At 42.9% G+C, this 22,339-nt stretch carries 17 protein-coding genes; 11 read left to right on the top strand and 6 right to left on the bottom strand.

Annotated elements, in window-relative coordinates; all coding sequences use genetic code 11:
• The first annotated feature begins 15 nt into the window (after positions 1-15).
• The gene (gene bshB2 / locus C1T29_RS12125; protein WP_040082883.1) at positions 16-681 is read left to right on the top strand and encodes a bacillithiol biosynthesis deacetylase BshB2; all 666 of its coding nucleotides are present in this window, start codon (positions 16-18) and stop codon (positions 679-681) included.
• 25 nt (positions 682-706) lie between these two features.
• On the opposite strand, the gene rsbRC is transcribed toward bshB2, so the two are convergent.
• Both rsbRC and C1T29_RS12115 read right to left on the bottom strand, forming a co-directional pair.
• Positions 707-1,555, bottom strand: coding sequence for an RsbT co-antagonist RsbRC (gene rsbRC / locus C1T29_RS12120; RefSeq protein ID WP_069839287.1), 849 nt, complete (start codon positions 1,553-1,555; stop codon positions 707-709).
• A gap of 14 nt (positions 1,556-1,569) precedes the next feature.
• Positions 1,570-2,928, bottom strand: coding sequence for an MATE family efflux transporter (locus C1T29_RS12115; RefSeq protein ID WP_103749657.1), 1,359 nt, complete (start codon positions 2,926-2,928; stop codon positions 1,570-1,572).
• 265 nt (positions 2,929-3,193) lie between these two features.
• Here C1T29_RS12115 and cdaS point away from each other — a divergent pair, with 265 nt between their 5' ends.
• From cdaS to odhB, 8 genes are all read left to right on the top strand, one after another.
• Positions 3,194-3,817: a cyclic di-AMP synthase CdaS gene (gene cdaS / locus C1T29_RS12110; RefSeq protein ID WP_103749696.1), complete on the top strand. Its 624-nt coding sequence runs from the start codon at positions 3,194-3,196 to the stop codon at positions 3,815-3,817.
• Positions 3,818-4,052: 235 nt separating this feature from the next.
• Positions 4,053-5,270 carry a macrolide family glycosyltransferase gene (locus tag C1T29_RS12105; protein ID WP_095431575.1) on the top strand — a complete coding sequence of 406 codons (1,218 nt, stop codon included), beginning with the start codon at positions 4,053-4,055 and terminating at the stop codon, positions 5,268-5,270.
• A gap of 379 nt (positions 5,271-5,649) precedes the next feature.
• Positions 5,650-6,897 (top strand): D-gamma-glutamyl-meso-diaminopimelic acid endopeptidase CwlS, encoded by a 1,248-nt coding sequence (gene cwlS / locus C1T29_RS12100; RefSeq protein WP_103749658.1) that lies wholly within the window; start codon positions 5,650-5,652, stop codon positions 6,895-6,897.
• Positions 6,898-6,990: 93 nt separating this feature from the next.
• Positions 6,991-7,581, top strand: a complete 591-nt coding sequence (locus C1T29_RS12095; RefSeq protein ID WP_095431577.1) for a superoxide dismutase family protein — start codon at positions 6,991-6,993, stop codon at positions 7,579-7,581.
• A gap of 63 nt (positions 7,582-7,644) precedes the next feature.
• Positions 7,645-8,559 (top strand): AAA family ATPase, encoded by a 915-nt coding sequence (locus C1T29_RS12090; protein ID WP_103749659.1) that lies wholly within the window; start codon positions 7,645-7,647, stop codon positions 8,557-8,559.
• Between the two features lie 10 nt (positions 8,560-8,569).
• Positions 8,570-10,486 carry a vWA domain-containing protein gene (locus C1T29_RS12085; RefSeq protein WP_103749660.1) on the top strand — a complete coding sequence of 639 codons (1,917 nt, stop codon included), beginning with the start codon at positions 8,570-8,572 and terminating at the stop codon, positions 10,484-10,486.
• A gap of 228 nt (positions 10,487-10,714) precedes the next feature.
• The gene (gene sucA / locus C1T29_RS12080; protein WP_103749661.1) at positions 10,715-13,549 is read left to right on the top strand and encodes a 2-oxoglutarate dehydrogenase E1 component; all 2,835 of its coding nucleotides are present in this window, start codon (positions 10,715-10,717) and stop codon (positions 13,547-13,549) included.
• A gap of 15 nt (positions 13,550-13,564) precedes the next feature.
• Positions 13,565-14,818, top strand: a complete 1,254-nt coding sequence (odhB, locus tag C1T29_RS12075; protein ID WP_069149725.1) for a 2-oxoglutarate dehydrogenase complex dihydrolipoyllysine-residue succinyltransferase — start codon at positions 13,565-13,567, stop codon at positions 14,816-14,818.
• 48 nt (positions 14,819-14,866) lie between these two features.
• Here the strand turns inward: odhB and C1T29_RS12070 are convergent, their stop codons facing one another.
• Positions 14,867-15,832 (bottom strand): bile acid:sodium symporter family transporter, encoded by a 966-nt coding sequence (locus tag C1T29_RS12070; RefSeq protein ID WP_040082892.1) that lies wholly within the window; start codon positions 15,830-15,832, stop codon positions 14,867-14,869.
• A gap of 219 nt (positions 15,833-16,051) precedes the next feature.
• Between C1T29_RS12070 and C1T29_RS12065 the strand changes: the two genes are divergently transcribed.
• The gene (locus C1T29_RS12065; protein WP_041521362.1) at positions 16,052-17,389 is read left to right on the top strand and encodes a sodium-dependent transporter; all 1,338 of its coding nucleotides are present in this window, start codon (positions 16,052-16,054) and stop codon (positions 17,387-17,389) included.
• Positions 17,390-17,422: 33 nt separating this feature from the next.
• On the opposite strand, the gene C1T29_RS12060 is transcribed toward C1T29_RS12065, so the two are convergent.
• From C1T29_RS12060 to dhaS, 3 genes are all read right to left on the bottom strand, one after another.
• Complete coding sequence (locus C1T29_RS12060) at positions 17,423-18,268, bottom strand: superoxide dismutase (RefSeq protein WP_014664269.1); 846 nt, start codon at positions 18,266-18,268, stop codon at positions 17,423-17,425.
• A complete protein-coding gene (gene sqhC / locus C1T29_RS12055; RefSeq protein ID WP_103749662.1) occupies positions 18,258-20,156 on the bottom strand; it encodes a sporulenol synthase in 1,899 nt (632 codons plus the stop codon). Before sqhC ends, C1T29_RS12060 begins: the two co-directional genes overlap by 11 nt.
• Positions 20,157-20,256: 100 nt before the next feature.
• The gene (dhaS, locus tag C1T29_RS12050; protein ID WP_071582002.1) at positions 20,257-21,744 is read right to left on the bottom strand and encodes an aldehyde dehydrogenase DhaS; all 1,488 of its coding nucleotides are present in this window, start codon (positions 21,742-21,744) and stop codon (positions 20,257-20,259) included.
• 229 nt (positions 21,745-21,973) lie between these two features.
• On the opposite strand from dhaS, the gene C1T29_RS12045 reads away from it, so the two are divergent.
• The gene (locus C1T29_RS12045) at positions 21,974-22,177 is read left to right on the top strand and encodes a DUF6501 family protein (protein WP_003231245.1); all 204 of its coding nucleotides are present in this window, start codon (positions 21,974-21,976) and stop codon (positions 22,175-22,177) included.
• The last annotated feature ends 162 nt before the right edge of the window (positions 22,178-22,339 follow it).

Here is a 22,339-nt window from a genome sequence, read left to right as displayed (position 1 = left end):
AAAGGGTGAATAATAATGAAAGAACATGTACTAGTAATCCTGCCTCACCCTGATGATGAATCATATGGAGTGGCAGGCCTCATTGCCTTAAACAGAAAAAAAGACATTCCTGTTACGTATGCTTGTGCCACTTTAGGTGAAATGGGCAGAAATATGGGCGATCCATTTTTCGCGAATCGGGAAACGTTGCCGCTGCTAAGAAAACAAGAGCTCATCAACGCTTGCAAAGAAATGGATATCAATGACCTTCGTATGCTTGGACTCCGTGACAAAACGCTCGAATTTGAAGATGATGAGTATTTAGCTGATATTATGGAAGAGATCATAGATGATGTAAAACCAAGTTTAATTGTCACATTTTATCCCGGACACGGTGTGCACCCTGACCATGATGCATGCGGGGAAGCGGTTATCCGTGCATTGTACCGCAAAAAGAAAGAAGACCGTCCGCGTACAATCTGCATGGCTATTACCCGCAACAGAGAAGAGATTCTCGGCGAAGCTGATGTGGTACTTGATATCAAAGAAGTAGCTGATATTAAAATGAATGCGTTAAGAGCTCACCGCACACAAACAGAAGGTATGCTCAGAGAGCTTGAAGAGAAATTAAAAAATAATGAACCTGTTATGGCAACATGGTTTGAAGAAGAAATATATTGGACGTATCAATGGAATGATTAATCAAAAAGGTATAAGGCCTTAAGCCTTATACCTTTTTTAATTTTAAGTCTGATGCAATTGCTGAAGCGAGGGTGGATCTTAAGGAAATGTCATCGAAAGACAAACCTAGCTGAACCGCTGTTTGCGCGATTTCCGGACGGATTCCCGACAAAGTTGAAGAAACACCGATTAAACGCAGCGCCTCAATTAAACTGAACAGCTGGTGGGCAACCATCGTATCAATAATTGCTACCCCTGACAAATCAATATACAGCTGTGTCACCTTTTTCTCCGCACATTGATGCAGAGTGTTTTCCATAATCAGTTTGGCGCGAACCGTATCAATATCTCCGATTAAAGGCAGCAGCCCGACGCTGTGAAACAGCACAATGACCGGCGCGCTCAATTCAGTAATCATATCTTTTTGGGCCTGCAGCTGAAGGCTTGTGTTTTTGTACATTTCTTCTATAAAAATATGGATCACAAGATCAAACGCTTTGATAAGGGAATGATACAGGTCTTCAGCTTCTTCGCCTTTCACAGTATCCTGATTGAGATGGACAAATTCTTTCACATAGGAAACATATAAATCTCTCACTCTGACAAACTCACGAATAATATAGTGGATAGGAGTCTTTAAATGCTCAGGATCCTGTGTCACTTCAAAGGCCCATTCTTTCAGGATAGGCAGGTATACTTCCTCATCATCTATGAAAATACGATTGATCTTATAATTGAAGGCGAGGTTCTGGCTTTTTAAATTGTGAATGACAGCAGGGTCTGTTGATGCATAAATGGAATTTGGATCAGTTTCCTCAATTGTTTCATACCATGTTGAACTGATGGTCTCCGCATGCTGAGAAAGATATTCGTATAATTTGTTGTTTTTTGCCATGATTGACACCTCTTTTACATGTATTGTTTTTGCGAATAACGTTTTTGCAGTTTTGCCAGCCTGAAAAACAGCCCAACTGCTCCGGCGGCGAGTCCTGCGATTAATCCAATCCAATAGCCGAATGCACCCAGGCTTGTAAATGTACCGACCATATAACCGACCGGAAGGCCAATGATCCAGTAAGAGACAAAAGCAGCTGCAAGCGTATAGTTTACATCTTTGTACCCCCTGAGCGCTCCTTGGATCGGTGCGGCCACAGCATCGGAAAGCTGAAAAAACAGCGCATAAATTAAAAAGTGCTGTGTCAGCCTGAGCACATCGGGGTCAGAAGTGTACATGCCCGCAATTTGTTCTCTGAATAAAAGGATACAGGCGGCTGTGAACAAAGAAAAGCCGATCGCCATCATGATGCCGATTAAGCTATATGAGCGTGCATCTCTAAAACGGGCTGCACCCGCTTCAAACCCGACTACAATTGTTAAAGCCATGGACACGCTGAGCGGCAGCATATATAGAAGAGACGCAAAATTCATGGCTGCCTGGTGGGACGCGATGGTCACTGTATGAAAATGGCTCATCAGAAGCGTAACAGCTGCGAAAATGCTCGTTTCAAAAAATACAGCGAACCCAATAGGCAAGCCGATTTTGAGTAGTTTTTTGCATGCTTCCCAAGAGAACTTATACATCGTAAGGAAAATCCCGTATTTAGAAAACGGCGCGTTTTTATGGATAATGAAAAAACTGAAAACGCAGATACACCAATAAGTAAGCGCTGATGCCAGCCCTGCGCCGACGCCGCCAAGTGCCGGCATGCCGAATTTCCCGAAGATAAATACATAATTCAATATAAAATTGATTGGAAGAGAACTGAGTGTAATCATCATTGTGACTCTCGTTTTTCCTAATGAGTCGATGAATGATCTCAACACGGTGTAAACAAATAAAGGGAAAATTCCCAGTGATAAAAAGCCTAAAAAGTGTTTAGCAATCTGATGCACGTGAATATCAAGATTCAATCGGCCAAGAATAAGGTCAACTGCAGCATATCCAATCACTAAAACGGCGATGCTAAGAAGCGCGGCCACGTATACAGCTTGTAAAACAGTAAAAGGAATCTTCTGTTTTTTCTCGGCGCCTAATAACTGAGCGACAATCGGGGTGACCGCCATTAATATACCTGCCAGTCCTGTGTAAACAGGGGTCCAAAGGCTTGAGCCAATCGCGACACCCGCTAAATCAGCGGGGCTGACTTTCCCTGACATCACCGTATCTAGAAAAGTCATTAGAGAAAGCCCCGCCTGGGTAATGAATATCGGGATTAAAATGTGCAAGAGCTGTTTGATTTTTTCCCGGGCGTTTTGAGTTTCTTTCATACATTGATCTCCGTTTCTTTTTCATAACGAGAGAAATTATAACATTTTATGTATAAAAAGCAATGAACGCCGGGCCTATTCTTTTTTTGTCGGTTTCGTTTTTCTAAACATTTGGGCATAAATAAAAGAAAGTGAAATCACGCCTAAAAAGGTGCAAATATACTGAATGATTCTTTCGATTTCCATTCTTTACATCCCTCCTTTCCCTATAGAATGTGCATCAATAAGATAAGCATTCGTGAAAAGTTGGAAATTTGAACAGGAGATGAAGGCTATGCGTTATGAACAGATATCAGAAAATGCATTCAAAGAGAAAATACAGGTGTACTTAGAGCAAATATTAGGGGATGCATCTTTAATTTTGAAAACGCTTCACGAAAAAGACCAGTGCCTTCTTTGTGAATTAGATGAATTAGGGCACATTTTTCAGGATATGCAGGGGATTGCATCATCTTTTTATTTGCAATCATACATTGAGGAGTTTACGCCGGCATTCATTGAGCTGGCCAAGGCGATTAAAGCCTTATCGGAGCATAAGCACGGCGCCTTAATTGTGATTGAAAGAGCGGATCCAGTTGAACATTATATTCAAAAAGGCACCGCTCTTCATGCCGAGATCAGCTCATCATTAATTGAAAGCATCTTTTTCCCTGGAAACCCTCTTCATGACGGTGCTTTATTGGTGAGAGAAAACAAGCTTGTGTCTGCAGCCAATGTGCTCCCGCTGACGGCGAAGGAAGTGGATATCCATTTGGGAACACGGCACCGGGCGGCTCTCGGTATGTCGGGCTATACGGATGCGCTTGTGCTTGTGGTTTCAGAGGAGACAGGGAAGATGTCGTTTGCCAAAGACGGTGTATTATATCCGTTAATTTCACCAAGAACGTAAAAATAATGAAAAGGGCCTGATTTAGAATCCTGCCATGAGACAAAATGACTGAATTCGCATCTTTATTAAAGCATTCGCTTCAAGCTGAATGCTTTTTGTCTTGAAGACAGAAAATATAAAGTGGTAGAAAAGTTACATGTGGTTAATATTAATTAAGTGAAATACTTTACCTGTTTATGTATTTATAGTACCGTATGAAATATTACATAAATTTTCAAAGGAAGGGTGCTGCCGCATGGCTAATGTATTAATGATCGGTTTTCCCGGTGAAGGGCATATTAATCCCTCTATCGGTGTGATGAAGGAGCTGAAATCCCGGGGGGAAAACATTACGTACTACGCAGTGAAGGAATATAAAGATAAAATCACAGCACTTGATATTGAGTTTCGTGAGTATCATGATTTCAGGGGGGATTACTTCGGCAAAAATGCAACCGGTGATGAAGAAAGAGACTTTACTGAAATGATCTGCGCTTTTTTGAAAAGCTGTAAAGATATTGCGACTCATATTTATGAGGAAGTCAAACATGAATCGTATGATTATGTCATCTATGATCACCATCTTCTTGCGGGTAAAGTCATTGCCAACTTGCTGAAGCTGCCGAGATTTTCATTGTGTACAACCTTTGCGATGAATGAGGAATTTGCTAAAGAAATGATGGGAGCGTACATGAAAGGGTCACTTGAAGATTCGCCTCATTATGAATCATATCAGCAGCTTGTAGAAGCTTTAAATGCTGATTTTCAAGCAGAGATCAAAAAGCCATTTGATGTTTTTTTAGCTGATGGTGACTTGACGATTGTCTTTACATCAAGGGGATTTCAGCCAATGGCTGAGCAGTTCGGTGAGCGGTATGTTTTTGTCGGCCCTTCTATTACTGAAAGAGCCGGAAACAATGATTTCCCATTTGATCAAATTGACAATGAAAACGTGCTGTTTATTTCGATGGGAACCATTTTTAACAATCAAAAGCAGTTTTTTAATCAATGCCTTAAAGTGTGTAAAGACTTTGATGGTAAAGTTGTGCTTTCCATCGGCAAACATATTAAAGCAAATGAGTTAAACGAAATTCCTGAAAATTTCATTGTACGCCCGTATGTTCCTCAGCTTGAGATCCTGAAAAGAGCCAGCTTATTTGTGACCCACGGCGGGATGAACAGCACAAGTGAAGGTTTGTATTTTGAAACACCACTTGTTGTCATACCGATGGGAGGTGACCAATTCGTGGTCGCAGATCAGGTGGAAAAAGTCGGCGCAGGAAAAGTAATTAAAAAGGAAGAATTATCTGAAAGTCTGCTGAAAGAGACGATTCAAGAAGTGATGAACAATCGCACGTATGCTGAAAAAGCAAAAGAAATTGGACAATCACTGAAAGCAGCAGGCGGCTCTAAAAAAGCGGCCGACAGCATTCTTGAAGCTGTAAAACAAAAAACTCAATCAGCAAATGCATAGTGTAAAAGCCTGTTCTTATCGAAAGAACAGGCTTTTTGCCTTTTCATAAGAATGAAGAGGAAGGGATTTGGCAGATCGATAGAGAATGATAAGAAAAACAGACAAGAAAGGAGGAAAATCTGCTTCATTCATCAATAGAAAACCATCATTTTTACCCTCACTTAAATAGTTCCTTAGACTTTCGAAAAACATATCGTGTTTATGTAAAATGTTAGATGTTTATTTGAAGGTTTAAAGGTCGAATGATGCTGAAAATGCTGCCAAATGTTTAAAAAAGGGTTTAACTTGCTGAAAAATTGACGATAAAACAGTTGTATGCCATTTTTGGAAACAAAATACTAGCTGTTTTTGCCAAAAAACAGTTTAGGAGGTTGAATGAATGAAAAAGAAAATTGTAGCCGGCTTGGCTGTTTCTGCAGTTGTTGGGTCGTCGATGGCCGCAGCACCCGCGGAAGCAAAAACGATAAAAGTAAAAAGCGGTGACTCTCTTTGGAAACTTTCCCGCCAGTATGATACGACAATATCAGCTCTGAAATCCGAAAACAAATTGAAATCAACGGTGCTTTACGTCGGACAAAGCCTTAAAGTTCCTGAAAGCGGCAGCAAAAAAAGCACGCCATCCTCGTCTAACTCAAGCAAAACGTCAACATACACAGTTGCCTATGGTGATTCCCTATGGATGATTGCTAAAAATCATAAAATGAGTGTATCTGAGCTTAAAAGCTTAAACGGCCTGAGCAGTGACCTGATTCGTCCGGGGCAAAAGCTTAAGATCAAAGGGACAAGCAGTTCAAGCGGATCAAATGGATCAAAGAAAAACAGCGGTTCCAATTCTTCAGGTTCTTCAAAAAGTACATATACAGTTAAGCTCGGTGACTCACTGTGGAAAATCGCAAACAGCTTAAATATGACTGTAGCTGAATTGAAAACATTAAATGGCTTAACATCAGATACGCTTTATCCTAAACAGGTGCTCAAAATAAAAGGAAGCAGCGCACCTAAGAGCGGAAACAGCGGTTCCAAGAAGCCGCCAAACGCCAATTCCCCAAAAACAACGACGTACAAGGTAAAAGCAGGCGATTCACTGTGGAAAATTGCAAATCAGCTTGGAGTCACTGTCCAAAGCATCCGTGATAAAAACAATTTATCATCGGATGTGCTGCAAATCGGGCAGGTTCTGACTATTTCGGGAACATCAAAATCTAATCCTTCAAACCCGACAAAGCCAACAAAGCCAAAAGATAACTCAGGGTCAAACATTCAAATAGGTTCGAAGATTGACAGAATGATAACGGAAGCGAAAAAATATGTCGGAGTGCCGTACCGATGGGGCGGAAACACGCCTGCCGGTTTTGATTGCAGCGGCTTCATTTATTACCTCATTAATAATGTTTCATCTATATCAAGATTGAGTACGGCAGGATATTGGAATGTCATGCAGAAAGTCAGCCAGCCGTCAGTAGGAGACTTTGTCTTCTTTACCACATATAAATCCGGCCCGTCTCACATGGGGATTTATCTAGGCGGCGGTGACTTTATTCATGCAAGCTCATCTGGCGTCGACATTTCCAATCTCAGCAATTCGTATTGGAAACAACGATACTTGGGCGCACGAAGTTATTTTTAAAAATGAGCATGGCAAAAAGCCTTTTATAGGCTTTTTTGTTTATATCAGACAATGATTGACCACACTGTTAGAAAAAAACAAGGGGGAGACAGTATGTACCGTCTCTTGCTGTTGATAATGCTGACGGCACTGGGAGTTGCGGGATGCGGACAAAAAAAACCTCCAGACCCGCCTAATCGGGTGCCGGAAAAAAAGGTGGTTGAAACGTCAGCGTTTGGTCACCACGTCCAGCTGGTCAATCGTGATGGGAAAGCAGTCGGTTTCATAGAGATCAAAGAATCAGATGATGAAGGCCTCGATATTCACATTTCTGCAAACAGCCTGCGTCCAGGGGCTTCCCTCGGTTTTCATATTTATGAGAAAGGTTCTTGTGTCAGGCCGGATTTTGAATCAGCGGGCGGTCCCTTTAATCCGCTGAACAAAGAACATGGCTTCAACAATCCGATGGGGCATCATGCCGGAGATCTGCCGAACCTTGAAGTCGGTGCTGATGGAAAGGTAGATGTCATTATGAATGCGCCTGACACCTCATTGAAAAAAGGAAGTAAACTAAATATTCTCGACGAAGACGGGAGTGCGTTTATTATTCATGAGCAAGCCGACGACTATTTGACAAACCCAAGCGGCAATTCTGGTGCGCGTATTGTCTGCGGAGCCCTTTTGGGAAATAACGAGAAGCAGTAATATCATCCAAGCCCTTTTGTATTGAGCATACAGGGGCTTTTTTAGTATACTCGTTAATGGAATATGAATAGGAAAGGGAATCTGTCTATGACAACTCAACTACAGCACTTAACATTGCCGGAAGATATACAACAAAAGCTATTATCATACAAAGACCAGCCAATTTCCCCAGAGTTTCAATCGCTCATCGGAACATCAGGCTATGAGGCGGAGGATGAAGCCATTTTATTCGATGCCATTATTGCATTAGCCATGGGAAAAAATGTCCTGCTGAAAGGGCCTACAGGCTCAGGGAAAACAAAGCTGGCTGAAACATTGTCCAGCTATTTTCATAAACCGATGCACAGCGTCAACTGTTCAGTCGACTTGGACGCTGAGGCATTGGTCGGCTATAAAACGATTGAAAATCAATCTGGCCAGGCGACAATCGAGTTTGTTTCAGGGCCTGTTACAAAGGCAATGAAGGAAGGACATTTTCTTTATATAGATGAAATCAATATGGCGAAGCCGGAAACACTGCCTATTTTAAACGGTGTTTTAGATTACAGAAAAATGATGACAAATCCGTTTACGGGCGAGGTCATACGGGCTAAAGGCGGTTTCGGAGTCATTGGAGCCATCAATGAAGGCTATGTCGGAACTGTTCCTCTGAATGAAGCATTAAAAAACCGTTTTGTCATCATTGATGTGCCTTATATTAAAGGCGAGCTGCTGAAACAAGTGCTTATGTCTCAGTCAGCCCTGAAAGACGAGAAATTGATTGACAGATTTATCACGCTTTCCTCTGATTTGATCGTTCAGGCTAATAACGGACAGGTGTCTGAAGAAGCGGCATCCATCAGAGCTTTAATCGATACATGTGATTTAGCCGCTTATATACCGCCGCGTCGTGCCATTGAGCGGGGAATTGTCGAAAAGCTTGATGATGACCGGGAAAAAGCTGCCGTCCGAAATATTGCAGAAACTCTGTTTGAATGAGGGTGCTGCGATGAAATTTATCAAATTTAACGACAGCACGATTGATTCGTTTTTATTTATGATGCTGGCTGATTTGGCCAAAACACTCACCAAGAGTGAAGCGGTAGAAGTAGAGTATGGCGTTCAGTCCTATTACAATCCATTCGAAAAGAAAATCTATATGAGCCACTTTTGGAAAGACAGGGCAGCTGAGGACATGGAAGCAGGGCTGAAAAGCGACGTCTACCTGCGTTCAGTCGGAACAAGATATAGCTCGCTGCATGAGTTCGCGAACTTTTTGAATGATATCCATCGCCGCCTTACATTCAAAAGTTTTGCCAAGCAGCTGTTTATGCTGCTTGAAGACATCAGGATCGAAGAATGCATCAAACGTGAGCGCCCGGGTACGAAACATGTATTTGCAAAACGAAAAGACATGTACAGAAAACATTTCTCAACCCAGCTCACCTTAAATTTGGAACGAAGCATTTTTACGGATGCGCTCTTTTGCGCGATCTATGTCAAGCTCACTGCAGAATCACCGCTTGAGACCCTTCCGTCCATGCGTGAAGATATCGATCTGATGCGCCCATTTATTGAGCAGCAGCTCTTGCTTGTGTATGAAGCAGATTCGACACGGCAGGTTCTGAAAATGGTGGAGGACCTCATGGACGGGCTTGAAGAGGTGCTCGATAAAGATATGCTCAACACTTACTTTTTTTTGCCGGAGCTTGATTATGCAAAAGCTGCTGATCAGCCGTTATTCGAAGAAGAGAAAAAAGCGCCGAAGCTGAGTGATGACATTACGCTTCCAAAACAATCAGACGGTGATGAGGATATTCATGAAGAAGAAATGCCGACATGGCACAGGGAAACAGAAGCACCGTCTAAAAGTTTTCTTCAATTTGATATTGAGCACGGCGCAAAATCGGATTTAGGAAAAGATGCAGCAAGAGAAGGCGACGATGGAGATCAGGCCCTTGGCTCTGTTCAAGGATCAGCCAGACAAACGAAACGGAAAGACTATTCCAAGCTGGAAGCGCTGGAATCCCAAAAAGACCAGCCGAATGGAGCGGGTATGGCTGACGGCAAAGAAAATAAATACGCATTCCCAATTTATAAAGAACCGCAGCCGGCAACAAACGAAGAAGAGCTTTCTTATAAACAGCAGGCAAAAACGATTGAGTCGTATCAAAAGCGTTTGAAACAAATGATTCAAAAAACGCTGGAACATAAAAAAACATTGCCAAGAACAGACCTTCATGCCGGGAGACTGAACAATAAGCTTCTCCGGTATTTCACTGAGCGAAATCCGCGCCTGTTTTATAAAAAGCAAGAACCATCTTCAGAAATCGACGCTGTTTTTACATTACTGGTGGACTGTTCAGCCAGCATGTTCGACAAAATGGACGAAACAAAACGAGGAATCGTGCTCTTTCACGAAGCGTTGAAATCGGTAGCGGTTCCGCATCAGATTGTCGGCTTCTGGGAGGACACAAATGATGCGACCGAAACAAGCCATCCAAACTATTTCAATACGGTTATTCCCTTCCAATCATCATTAAGGCAAGAATCTGGGCCGGCAATTATGCAGCTTGAGCCAGAGGAAGATAACCGTGACGGGTACGCGATCCGCCAGATGACAAAAAAAATGCTGCAGCGCAGCGAGGCGCAAAAGTTTTTAATTGTTTTCTCAGATGGAGAGCCGGCTGCATTTGGCTACGAACAAAACGGAATCGTCGATACAAGTGAGGCGGTTATCGAAGCTCGAAAAAGAGGAATAGAAGTGATAAATGTTTTTCTCTCCAACTCAGAAATAGAAGAATCGCAAATGAAGACAATTCAGGATATGTACGGAAAATTCAGTATATTTGTCCCGGATGTTGATCAGTTACCGGATGTTCTGTATCCGCTGCTGAAAAAACTGCTTCATAAAAGCATAGGATAGCCCTTAATCCTATGCTTTTTGGCGTTTCTTTTTTCGAATGATTAAATTTTTTGTTTTTTATAAAGGTTTTTTACTATTTTGTGAACAATCAAGGTAGAATCAAATTGCAAACAGTGGTAAAATATCGTTGGAAGCGTTTTTATTACATAATTTTGGACACAGCGTTCGAAAGTTATTTCAAGATAGTGAATCAATCACTTGATTATCTAAGTTGGGGGTAATATTCAAATGTTTCAAAATAGTATGAAACAACGAATGAATTGGGAAGATTTTTACGGTCCGAACCTCGGCTATGCGCTGGAGCTTTACGATCAATATACCCAGGATCCGGACAGCATTAGTCCGGATTTGAAGGAAATGTTCGACGAGCTCGGTGCTCCGCCAAGCGAGTTAAAAGAGGCCTCGGGAACAAAAGAAAAGGGACGTGTTACAGCCGATCTGATTCAAAAGATCGCATCCGCAGTCAGACTTGCAGAAGATATCCGAACCTATGGCCATTTAAACGCTTCCGTCAATCCGCTCAGAAAGGATGGGAAAAAGAGTGAACTTTTTCCATTATCCGATTACGGGCTAACAGAAGAGGAAATAAAAGCAATACCTGCGTCAGTCATCTGTAAAGACGCTCCTAAAAACATTACGAACGGTTTAGAAGCCATTCAGTATTTACGAAATACGTATAAAAGAACCATCTCATTTGAATTTGACCATGTGCATGACTTCAAAGAGCGCGAATGGCTGACAAAGATGATTGAATCTGGCGAGCTGTTCCAGAAGAACTCAGATGAAAAGCTGTCAGCTGTGTTGGAAAGACTGACAGAAGTAGAGGGCTTCGAGCAGTTTTTGCACCGCACATTCGTCGGACAGAAGCGCTTTTCCATTGAGGGTCTGGACGCTCTTGTTCCAGTGCTTGATGACATTATTGCACAATCTGTCAAATCAGGAACGACAAGCGTCAACATCGGGATGGCGCATAGGGGACGCCTGAATGTCTTGGCACATGTGCTTGGCAAGCCGTATGAAATCATCTTCTCCGAATTCCAGCATGCACCGAACAAAGATCTTGTTCCGTCTGAGGGATCAATTGGAATCAGCTACGGCTGGACAGGGGATGTCAAATACCATTTGGGGGCGAATCGGGAGCTTCAAGACGCTGAAACAAAATCAGCGCGAATTACGTTAGCAAACAACCCGAGCCACTTGGAATTTATCAATCCAATTGTTGAAGGCAGCACAAGAGCGGCACAGGAAACGCGAACACAAAGCGGATATCCGGTGCAAGACGAAACAAAATCGCTTGCCATTTTAATTCATGGAGACGCTGCATTCCCTGGGGAAGGAATCGTCGCTGAAACATTGAATTTAAGCTCCTTAAAAGGGTATCAAGTAGGCGGTGCAATTCATATTATCGCCAATAACATGATCGGATTCACAACAGAAAGCGCTGAATCAAGATCGACAAAATATGCCAGCGACTTGGCAAAGGGCTATGAAATTCCGATTGTTCACGTAAATGCGGATGACCCAGAAGCTTGTCTTTCTGCTGTGAAGTTTGCAGTCGAATACCGAAAAACATTCAACAAGGATTTCCTGATTGACTTGATCGGGTACAGACGCTATGGACACAACGAAATGGATGAGCCGTCAACCACTCAGCCAATGCTGTATGATGCTGTCAGAAAGCATCCGACCGTCAAACAAATTTTCGCTGAAAAACTCGTAAAAGAAGGTGTGCTTACCGAGGAAGTCGTTCAAAATATCGAAAAATCGGTAACGAAGCGCATTGAGGACGCTTATCAGAAAGTACCGTCTAAAAAGGAACATATCGCCTGTGAAATTGAACTTCCAGAGCCTGTATCAAACGGTTTCCCAGATGTGGACACATCGATTGATTTTGATGTGCTTCGCAAGCTGAATGGCGAATTGATCAACTGGCCGGAGTCATTTAATGTTTTCGGCAAGCTAAAGCGCATTTTAGAAAGACGCGCCAAGGCGTTTGATGATGACAGAAAAGTGGAATGGTCTTTAGCAGAATCACTTGCGTTTGCTTCAATTTTGAAAGACGGAACACCGATTCGTTTAACAGGACAGGATTCCGAGCGCGGAACGTTTGCCCAAAGAAACCTTGTGCTTCATGACAGTGAGACGGGCGAAGAATTTGTGCCGCTTCATCACTTATCTGACTGCAGCACATCATTTGCCGTTCATAACAGCCCGCTGTCGGAAGGATCAGTTCTCGGGTTTGAATACGGCTATAACGTTCATTCACCAGAAACGCTTGTGTTATGGGAAGCGCAGTACGGAGATTTTGCCAACGCTGCTCAAGTGTATTTTGACCAATTTATTTCTGCCGGACGCGCAAAATGGGGCCAAAAATCCGGATTAGTCATGCTGCTTCCGCACGGTTACGAGGGACAGGGGCCTGAGCATTCAAGCGGAAGAATCGAGCGGTTCCTGCAGCTTGCCGCGGAGAACAACTGGACGGTTGCCAACCTGACAAGCGCGGCACAGTATTTCCATATTTTAAGAAGACAGGCTAAAATGCTGCTTCGTGAAGAAATCAGACCGCTCGTCATTATGACGCCGAAAAGCCTTCTTCGCAACCCAAATACAGTGTCGGAAGTGCAGGAGCTAAGCGAAAGCCGCTTCCAGCCTGTTTATGAACAGTCGGGACTTTCTCATAACTATGAAAAAGTAACCAGACTTGTGTTATCCAGCGGTAAAGTGTCAATAGACATCAGTGATCATTTTAATAAGCTAGAAGACGGTAAAGAGTGGCTTCACATTGCGAGAATTGAACAGCTGTATCCATTCCCGGCAAAAGGAGTCAAAGAATTATTTGCAAAACTTCCGAACCTGAAAGAAATCGTATGGGTGCAGGAAGAGCCGCAGAACATGGGAGCTTGGAGTTATATCAGCCCGTATTTGACAGAGATTGCACCAGAGGGAGTAAGCGTTCAATATATTGGACGAAGAAGACGATCCAGCCCTGCAGAGGGAGATCCGACAGTTCATAAAAAAGAACAGGAACGTATTGTATCTGATAGCTTGACTCGCAAAAACTAAGGGGGAAATGAAAAAATGGCGGAAATTAAGGTACCTGAATTAGCAGAATCAATCTCAGAAGGAACAATAGCCCAATGGTTAAAGCAGCCTGGTGACTATGTAGAACAGGGTGAATATCTGCTTGAACTAGAAACGGATAAAGTGAATGTTGAATTGACAGCAGAAGAATCGGGTGTACTTCAAGAGGTATTGAAAGATTCGGGTGATACCGTCCAGGTCGGAGAAATTATCGGTACGATTTCAGAAGGCGCGGGTGAAAGTTCTGCCCCTGCTCCTACAGAGAAAGCAGAAAGCAAGGAAAGCGTGAAAGAAGAGAAACAGGCTGAACCAGCTGCACAAGAGGTGAGTGAGGAAGCGCAATCTGAAGCAAAATCAAGAACGGTCGCTTCTCCGTCAGCCCGTAAGCTGGCGAGAGAAAAAGGAATTGACCTGTCTCAAGTTCCAACTGGAGATCCGTTTGGAAGAGTGCGCAAGCAGGATGTCGAAGCGTATGAAAAACCAGCATCAAAACCTGCTCCTCAGCAAAAACAGCAGCCTCAGGCTCAAAAAGCACAGCAAAGCTTTGACAAACCTGTCGAAGTGCAAAAAATGTCACGCCGCAGACAAACGATTGCAAAACGCCTTGTAGAGGTGCAGCAAACATCGGCGATGCTGACTACATTTAATGAAGTGGACATGACGGCTGTCATGAATCTCAGAAAACGCCGCAAAGATCAATTCTTTGAGCAAAACGAAGTGAAGCTCGGCTTTATGTCTTTCTTCACGAAAGCGGTCGTCGCTGCATTGAAAAAATATCCACTGTTGAATGCGGAAATTCAGGGCGATGAGTTGATCGTTAAGAAATTCTATGATATCGGTATCGCTGTTGCGGCTGATGAAGGCCTTGTTGTTCCGGTAGTACGTGATGCGGACCGCCTGACATTTGCAGGAATCGAAAAAGAGATCGGCGAGCTGGCGAAGAAAGCAAGAAACAATAAATTAACCCTTAGCGAGCTTCAGGGAGGTTCCTTTACGATTACAAACGGAGGGACTTTCGGTTCACTGATGTCAACTCCGATCTTAAACAGCCCTCAAGTCGGTATACTGGGCATGCATAAGATTCAGCTGCGCCCAGTAGCAATTGATGAAGAACGTTTCGAAAACCGTCCGATGATGTATCTCGCTTTATCTTATGATCACCGGATTGTAGACGGTAAAGAAGCGGTTGGCTTCCTCGTGACAATCAAAAATTTACTGGAAGATCCTGAACAGCTTTTATTAGAAGGATAATAAAAAAAGGTACATCACTTTATCGTGATGTACCTTTTTTGATGATATTTAAAGTGATAGATTGCTGCTTTTGGATCCTGCTTGTTTCTTTTTCACTTTTTTAGACCAATATGTTGCAAGCATAGAACCTGAAAGGTTATGCCACACACTGAATATTGCGCTTGGTACGGCAGATAGCGGTGAGAAATGGGCCGTGGCAAGTGCAGCCCCAAGTCCTGAGTTTTGCATGCCGACTTCGATTGCAATCGCTTTTTGAGAAGGGTAATCCATTTTTAAAAGCTTTGCGCCCATAAATCCAAGCAAATAACCGATACCGTTATGCAGGATAACAACTGAAAAAATCAGCAACCCTGATTGAAGCAGATTTTCCCGGTTGCCGCTGACGACAGCTGAGACAATCGCCACGATGCCAATGACAGAAACAAGCGGAAGGGCATGTACGGCTTTCGCCACTTGTTTTCTGAAAAACATTTTGACGATCACACCTGCAATGATTGGAAATAAAACCGCTTGTAAGATTGAAAGAAATAAAGATCCTGGCGAGACAGGAAGCCATTCCTTGGCAAACAGCATAATCAAAACCGGAGTTAAAACGGGTGCCAACAAGGTAGATATTGTTGTAACAGCAACAGAAAGGGCCGTATTTCCTTTTGCTAAAAATGTCATGACATTAGATGCAGTTCCCCCTGGACAGCAGCCGACAAGAATAACACCTACTGCGATTTCAGCCGGAAGATGCAGTCCAATTGAAAGGCCGAAAGCAACGAGCGGCATGATGGTATACTGAGCAATCACCCCAATAATGACATGCCAAGGTTTTCTGAGCAGCTCTTTGAAATCATCGGCTTGCAGTGTAAGTCCCATCCCAAACATGATAATACCAAGAAAAATCGTAATATAAGAACTGATCCACGTAAAAAAAGACGGGAAGGAAAATCCCAGCACGGCAAACACAATGACCCATATGCCAAAGGTTTGTCCCGCAAAATGGCTTATTTTTCTAATGATGTCCATAAAAACACTCCTAACACATTCATCAAGAACTTCAGCAGAAATTCTCACAGATTTTTAAACATTCTCTTATTATAATTAATTTTCTGAATAATTCAATATCAATCGCCGAATAATAGTCGATAAATTTATTATGTAAACTAATCAAAATGTTCTTGACTATATAGGAAGATATTCTTACAATGAACCTTTATAATGGTTAGACAAAATAGGAGTGATAGGGTGAAGGAAGCGAATCAATGGTCTTCGAAGATCGGCTTTATTTTAGCCGCGGCAGGATCAGCTATTGGGCTTGGCGCGATATGGAAATTCCCATATGTAGCTGGAACCAGCGGAGGAGGCGCATTTTTACTTATTTTTATTTTATTTACGGTTTTAATCGGACTGCCTTTATTGTTAGGTGAATTCATCATAGGTAGAAAAACGCAGAAAGATGCCGTTCAGTCCTATAAAACACTTGCTCCAGGAACGAAGTGGCATTGGATCGGATATTTAGGCATGGTAACGTGCTTTATTCTTCTCTCCTTCTACAGTGTCGTCGGCGGGTGGATTTTAATTTATATTATAAAAGGCTTCACTGGCGGTTTGTCGCAAACATCTGGTTTTGATACGATATTTGCAAGTACCATTTCAAATCCTTATTTGGCTGTAGGAGGCCAGTTGCTCTTTATGGCAGTGACCATTTTGGTTGTTGCAAAAGGAGTTAGCAGCGGAATTGAAAAAGCTAGCCAAGTATTAATGCCGGCGCTATTTATATTATTTATTATTTTAATGGTGCGTTCTGTTACCCTTGACGGTGCGATGGAAGGGCTCAAGTTTTTCCTGATGCCTGATTTTTCAGCGATTGACGCTAATACGATTTTGTATGCGATGGGCCAGTCCTTTTTCTTATTAAGTGTCGGTGTATCTGTCATGGTTACGTACAGCTCTTATTTAGGGAAACAGGAAAATCTTGTGCAGTCCGCTGTATCAGTAACTGTATTGAACGTACTTGTTGCAGTTATGGCAGGGATTGCGATTTTTCCAGCTGTATTTTCATTTGGTCTCAAGCCAGACCAAGGACCGATTCTGTTATTTAACGTGCTGCCAACTATATTTAATCAATTGCCGTTCGGAATTATCTTTTTATTAGCATTTTTAATTCTATTTTTATTTGCTGCATTGACATCCGCTTTTTCAATGCTGGAAATTTTGGTCGCAGTGCTTTCAAAAGGTGATGTCAATAAGAGAAAACGATTCGCTTGGTTAGGCGGAATCGCTATATTTATTGTCGGTGTGCCGTCTGCACTATCATACGGTGTCTTAAGTGACGTTTCTATATTTCACTTATCCATTTTTGATGCGGCCGACTATCTTGTGAGCAATATTTTAATGCCGTTAGGCGCGTTATTGATCTCGATTTTTGTCCCGCTTAAAATACCGAAACAGGATTTGTTTGACGAACTGAAAAGCGGTTCCAGCCTCAAACGGAAGTGGTTTGCGGTTTGGCTGCTGCTTATTCGTTATCTATCTCCTGTTGCCATCATCATCGTGTTTTTGCATGTGATAGGCATTTTTTAAACACACGAAGCCCCCGGGGAAAGGGGGCTTTTTTTAATAGAGTTTCCAAACGACTTCTTTTGCCTGCTCAAAACGTTTTTCTGCCTCGCGCCAATCCACGACATTCCACCAGTGATCGACATAGCTGGCCCGGTCATTTTTATATTGCAAATAGTAGGCATGCTCCCATACGTCAAGCGGTAAAAGAGGGATCACATCCCACTGGCTGAAGAGCTGGTGTTTTTCTGCTGTTAAAATCTCCAGCCGTCCTGATCGAGGTGCCCAGACCAGAATGGCCCAGCCGACACCTTCCACTTTTTTAGCGGCTTGGGTAAAATGTTCTTTAAAAGCGGAATAGCTTCCAAATGAAAGGTCAATCATTTGAAACAATGCCCCTGTAGGGCGCCGCTTTCCGTTTGGATGCATGGAAAACCAGAAAATACTGTGCAAATAATGGCCTGCTCCATGGAACGCAAGCTCTCTTTCCCAATGAGTGATCAAGTCAAAATTCTTTGTCGCCCTCGCTTTTTTAAGCTCCAATTCTGCTTTGTTCAGGCCATCGACATAGCTTTGATGATGTTTTGTATGATGAAGGACCATAATATCGCGTGAAATATAAGGTTCTAAGGCGGAATATTTGTATGGAAGCTTTGGCAGCACATGTTTCCCTATAGGGACATAAGCGCGTCTTTCATTTGTATCATCTGATTCTGTAATATCCCGGTAAAGGGCAGCTGCCTGCTTATACCAATCTTCTTCTGTTGTTTGGTCATCTTCCAGAGCCTCAATCATCTTGTCGATTTGATCTTCGAACTGGTCAAGCTGTCCCCGCTTTTGAATCTGGTCTTTCAGTGCTTCACACCAATTGAACATCTCCGTTTGATAAGATTCACGTTTCATTTGCTGTCTCCTTTTCAATAGAATCAAAATACTTCCCGACAGCCAGCAAAGAGAATACATATGGATAACTGTGATAGCGAATATAAAATTGCTTTGGCAATCCGATTCCTGCTGGATATGCGAGGTTATCAGCGCTGCGTGAACTGCTGTCAGTAAGGTAGTGCATGCCTTTCACAACAGACGGATGTTCGGGATTTTCGTATGTGAGCAAAGCGTCTAAAGCCCAGGCCGTTTGTACAATGGTTCCTCTTTGAAGCGGTACGTATGTTTTGATTTCGGCGCTTTTGCAAGATTCTCCCCAGCTCCCATCATCATTTTGTATGGATTTGAGCCAACGCAGAGCCTTTTGTATAGCGGGGTGCTTTCGGTCAACCCCGCATGCATGCATACCCGTAAGAGCAGCCCAGGTGCCGTAAATGTAGCAAACACCCCATCTCCCGTACCATGATCCATTTTGTTCCTGATGCTGGAAAAGCCACTTCACTGCGCGTTGAATATGCTGATGTTTTTCTGTGAAGCCAACTTTCTCGCCTAAAAAATGCAGTACACGTCCGGTGAGGTCGGCGGTTGAAGGGTCAACTGCAGCGTCCTCGGCGGATTCAAGCGGCAGATGGCGAATCAGTGGATGGTTCACATTTTTTTCAAAAGCAGAAAATCCGCCATCATTGTTTTGCATCGATAAAAGCCAAGACACCCCTCGTTCCCAAGCTGCAGGAGAATAATTGCGGGGAATCGCTTTTAAAACAGCTGCAGTGTCGTCACAGTCAGGGTTATTTGTATTAATGTTTGAAAATCCCCAGCCGCCGGGAATTGAATTTGGATTTTTGACAGACCAATCTGCTATTTTGGTATGCTGGCGTTCTAGCAAAAAGTCGGCTGCTTTTGTAACAGAGCCATCCGTTTCGGTCACACCACTTTTTTGAAGAGCATAGCTGATTAGAGCTGTATCCCAAACAGTTGAAGTAGAGTTTTCTAGATAAGGAATCCCGTTGCATTTAGTCATCAGTGATTTGATGCCGTTAATCGCCCTCCTGATAACAGGGGAGTAGCGCGACACACCTAGTGACAGAAGGCTGTAAACCATAAATATGGTTGCACTCGCATAGCTGTATAATGTTCCGTCTTTTTCAATCCGGTCCAGCATATACGTTTTAGCTGTCTGTAAGCCCAGCTGCTGGAACGCAAATGGCGCATGGAAAATGCGTTTCCAATGTGACAAAATAGACGTGAGATCTCTTTCTTCAAAAGCATCAGACCGAAGCCAAGTGAAAGGGTTTTTTGTCATGTGCGGATCGAGATGGCGAAGAGATTGAATATTGCGGTTATTAAGGATAAATCGCTGATTGAGTGTTACAGCCATAGGAGCAAAATGAATACGGGCATATGAGCTGAACTGATAGAAATGAACCGGCAATGTTGGTGGGAGCGCCATAAGTGATAATGGTAAATACAAAGCAGGCCAAGGATAAAGCCCGTTCGCGGCAAGCATCCATTTTGTCATGAAATGAACGTGTCTCAAACCTCCTTGTGAGATGATAAATTGTTCGGCTTTTTTCATGTGCGGGTCAGATCTGTGAAAACAGCCAGAAGCCAGCATCCCGACATATCCTTGGACGGTAGCCGTTAGATTTCCGGGAGTTTCATCGGGATAATTGATAAATGTGCCATCGGGCTGCTGTTTTGCACGTATGCCAGCGGCAAGTGCTGATATCAGTTCTTTTTCATTTTTGCCGTCATCTAGGGAGGTCAGGAGCAAAATAAAAAAGGAATTTGTCATGATTGGTCCTTCAAAGCAAAATGTCCATGAACCATCAGCATTTTGCCTGTCTCTTAACTCCGTAATGGTTTTCTTTTGAAAACGCCTCACTTTCTCCTGAAGTGTGCCCACCACGCTCAACTCCTTCAGAAGCATATATATTCAGCATCTTTTATGGGCATTACAGAAAGAAAAAAACTGCTGGCAGGCAGCAGTTTTTTAAACATACATGTTAGTCTTCAAGATTTATCCAAACACTTTTAACTTCTGTGTAATTATTCAAGGCATATGATCCCATTTCTCGTCCGAGTCCTGACTGTTTATAACCGCCAAATGGAGATGCCGCGTCGAACACATTATAGCAGTTCACCCAAATGGTTCCGGCTTGAAGGCGGTCCGCGATATAGTGCGCCTGCTTGACGTTCTCTGTCCACAGTCCGGCCGCAAGCCCATATTCTGAATGGTTTGCCCGTTCAATAACTTCATCGACTGTTTCGTACGGAATGGCAGTCAGCACGGGTCCGAAAATTTCTTCTTTTGCGATGGTCATTTCATCTTCAACATTAGCAAATACAGTCGGTGCGACAAAATATCCTTCTTCAAAAGGACAGCTTCCGCCAGTCACTGCTTTTGCTCCTTCATCTTTTCCTTTTTGAATATAGGAAAGAACGCGTTCATGCTGTTCCTTGCTTACGAGAGGCCCGATTTGCGTATCTTTATGAAGACCCGCTCCTTGGCGGAGTGACTCAGCATAGGACACCATTTCATCAACAACTTCATCATATTGGTCTTTATGAATGAAGACACGGGAGCCCGCACAGCAGACCTGGCCCTGGTTAAACATCACACCGTTTAAAGCGCCCGGGATTGCTTTTTTCAAATTCGCATCCGGCAGAAGAATATTAGGCGATTTTCCGCCCAGCTCCAATGTAACACGCTTAATGCTTTTCGCTGCGGTGGACATGATTTTCTTTCCAATTTCAGTCGAACCGGTAAAGGCAATTTTATCAACCGCTTCGTGGTTCGTCAGCGCTTCTCCCGCATCTTCACCGAATCCTGGGATGATGTTGATTACACCGGCAGGGAAACCGGCTTGGTCAATTAATTCTGCCAAATAAAGGGCTGAAAGCGGTGTTTGTTCAGCTGGTTTGAGAACGATTGTACAGCCTGTTGCAAGTGCCGCGCCCATTTTCCACATCGCCATCAGGAGCGGGAAATTCCATGGAATGATCTGGCCGACGACACCGACAGGCTCATGACGCGTATAATTAAAATAAGCGCCGGAAACCGGAATCGTCTGTCCTGTTATTTTTGTACACCAGCCGGCGTAATAGCGCATATGCTCGATAGCCAGCGGAATATCTCCATTAGTCGTTTCATTAATTGGTTTCCCATTATCAAGTGTTTCAAGCTGAGCAAGCTCAGTTTTATGCTCTTCCATTAAGTCTGCCAGCTTATACATCAGTCTGCTTCTAGAAGCTGGAGACATTGTTCTCCATTCGCCTTGATCAAAGGCTTTCCGGGCAGCTTTCACCGCTTTGTCCACATCCGCAGCCTGGGCTTCATACAGCGTCATCAAGGTTTCGCCGGTCGCCGGGTTGGGAGTGTCAAAGGTTGCCCCTGAGGCACTCGGAACAAATTTTCCGTCAATATAAAGCTTCTTTGTTCCCTGTAAAAATGTCTCCAGCCTTTTCGTCACTTGCATCGTTAAAGAACTCATTCGTAACAAACCTCCAGTCATTTTTTATGGTCTGTCCTGAGATTCTTGGTGATAGCACATTGATTTCTTGATTGCATAGCAGAAATAAGCTGTGATATTTGCTGCAAACGTAAGCGTATACAAACATTCTATAATAGAAAACAAGGCAAAATCAATGAATAAACGATATTGCAATTTACAAAAGAAAAAAGCTACAATAAGCTTATAGATAAGTAAAGGAGATTTCATCATGATTCATAAAAATTGGCTTGAAAAAGAAACAATCAAAAAGGTAAAATGTGTGCAGACAAACGCAAAAAAATATATCGTAAACAGGGTCTTAACTCCGGGAAAAGAATATGAAGTGAAAAATGAAACAGAGGAGTTTCTCTTTGTGGTCGACAATACGAATAAAGTGGGCGGCTACTATAAAGAATACTTCGAAGAGATGTAATGTTTCCTTAAAGCATCAGACAAACTTGTTAAAAGCAGTCGATACATAAAACCGCAGCTCAGCTGCGGTTTTTTTGTGATTAAACAGGAAATATAACACAAAATGCATGAAACATTAAAAACATCTTTTTTTATAAAAACATTGCTGAATTTTGAAACTTTT

Source organism: Bacillus sp. MBGLi79, assembly GCF_002953915.1.
The sequence above is the reverse complement of the archived record's forward strand: the minus strand, read 5'-3'. Positions and strand labels throughout refer to the sequence as shown.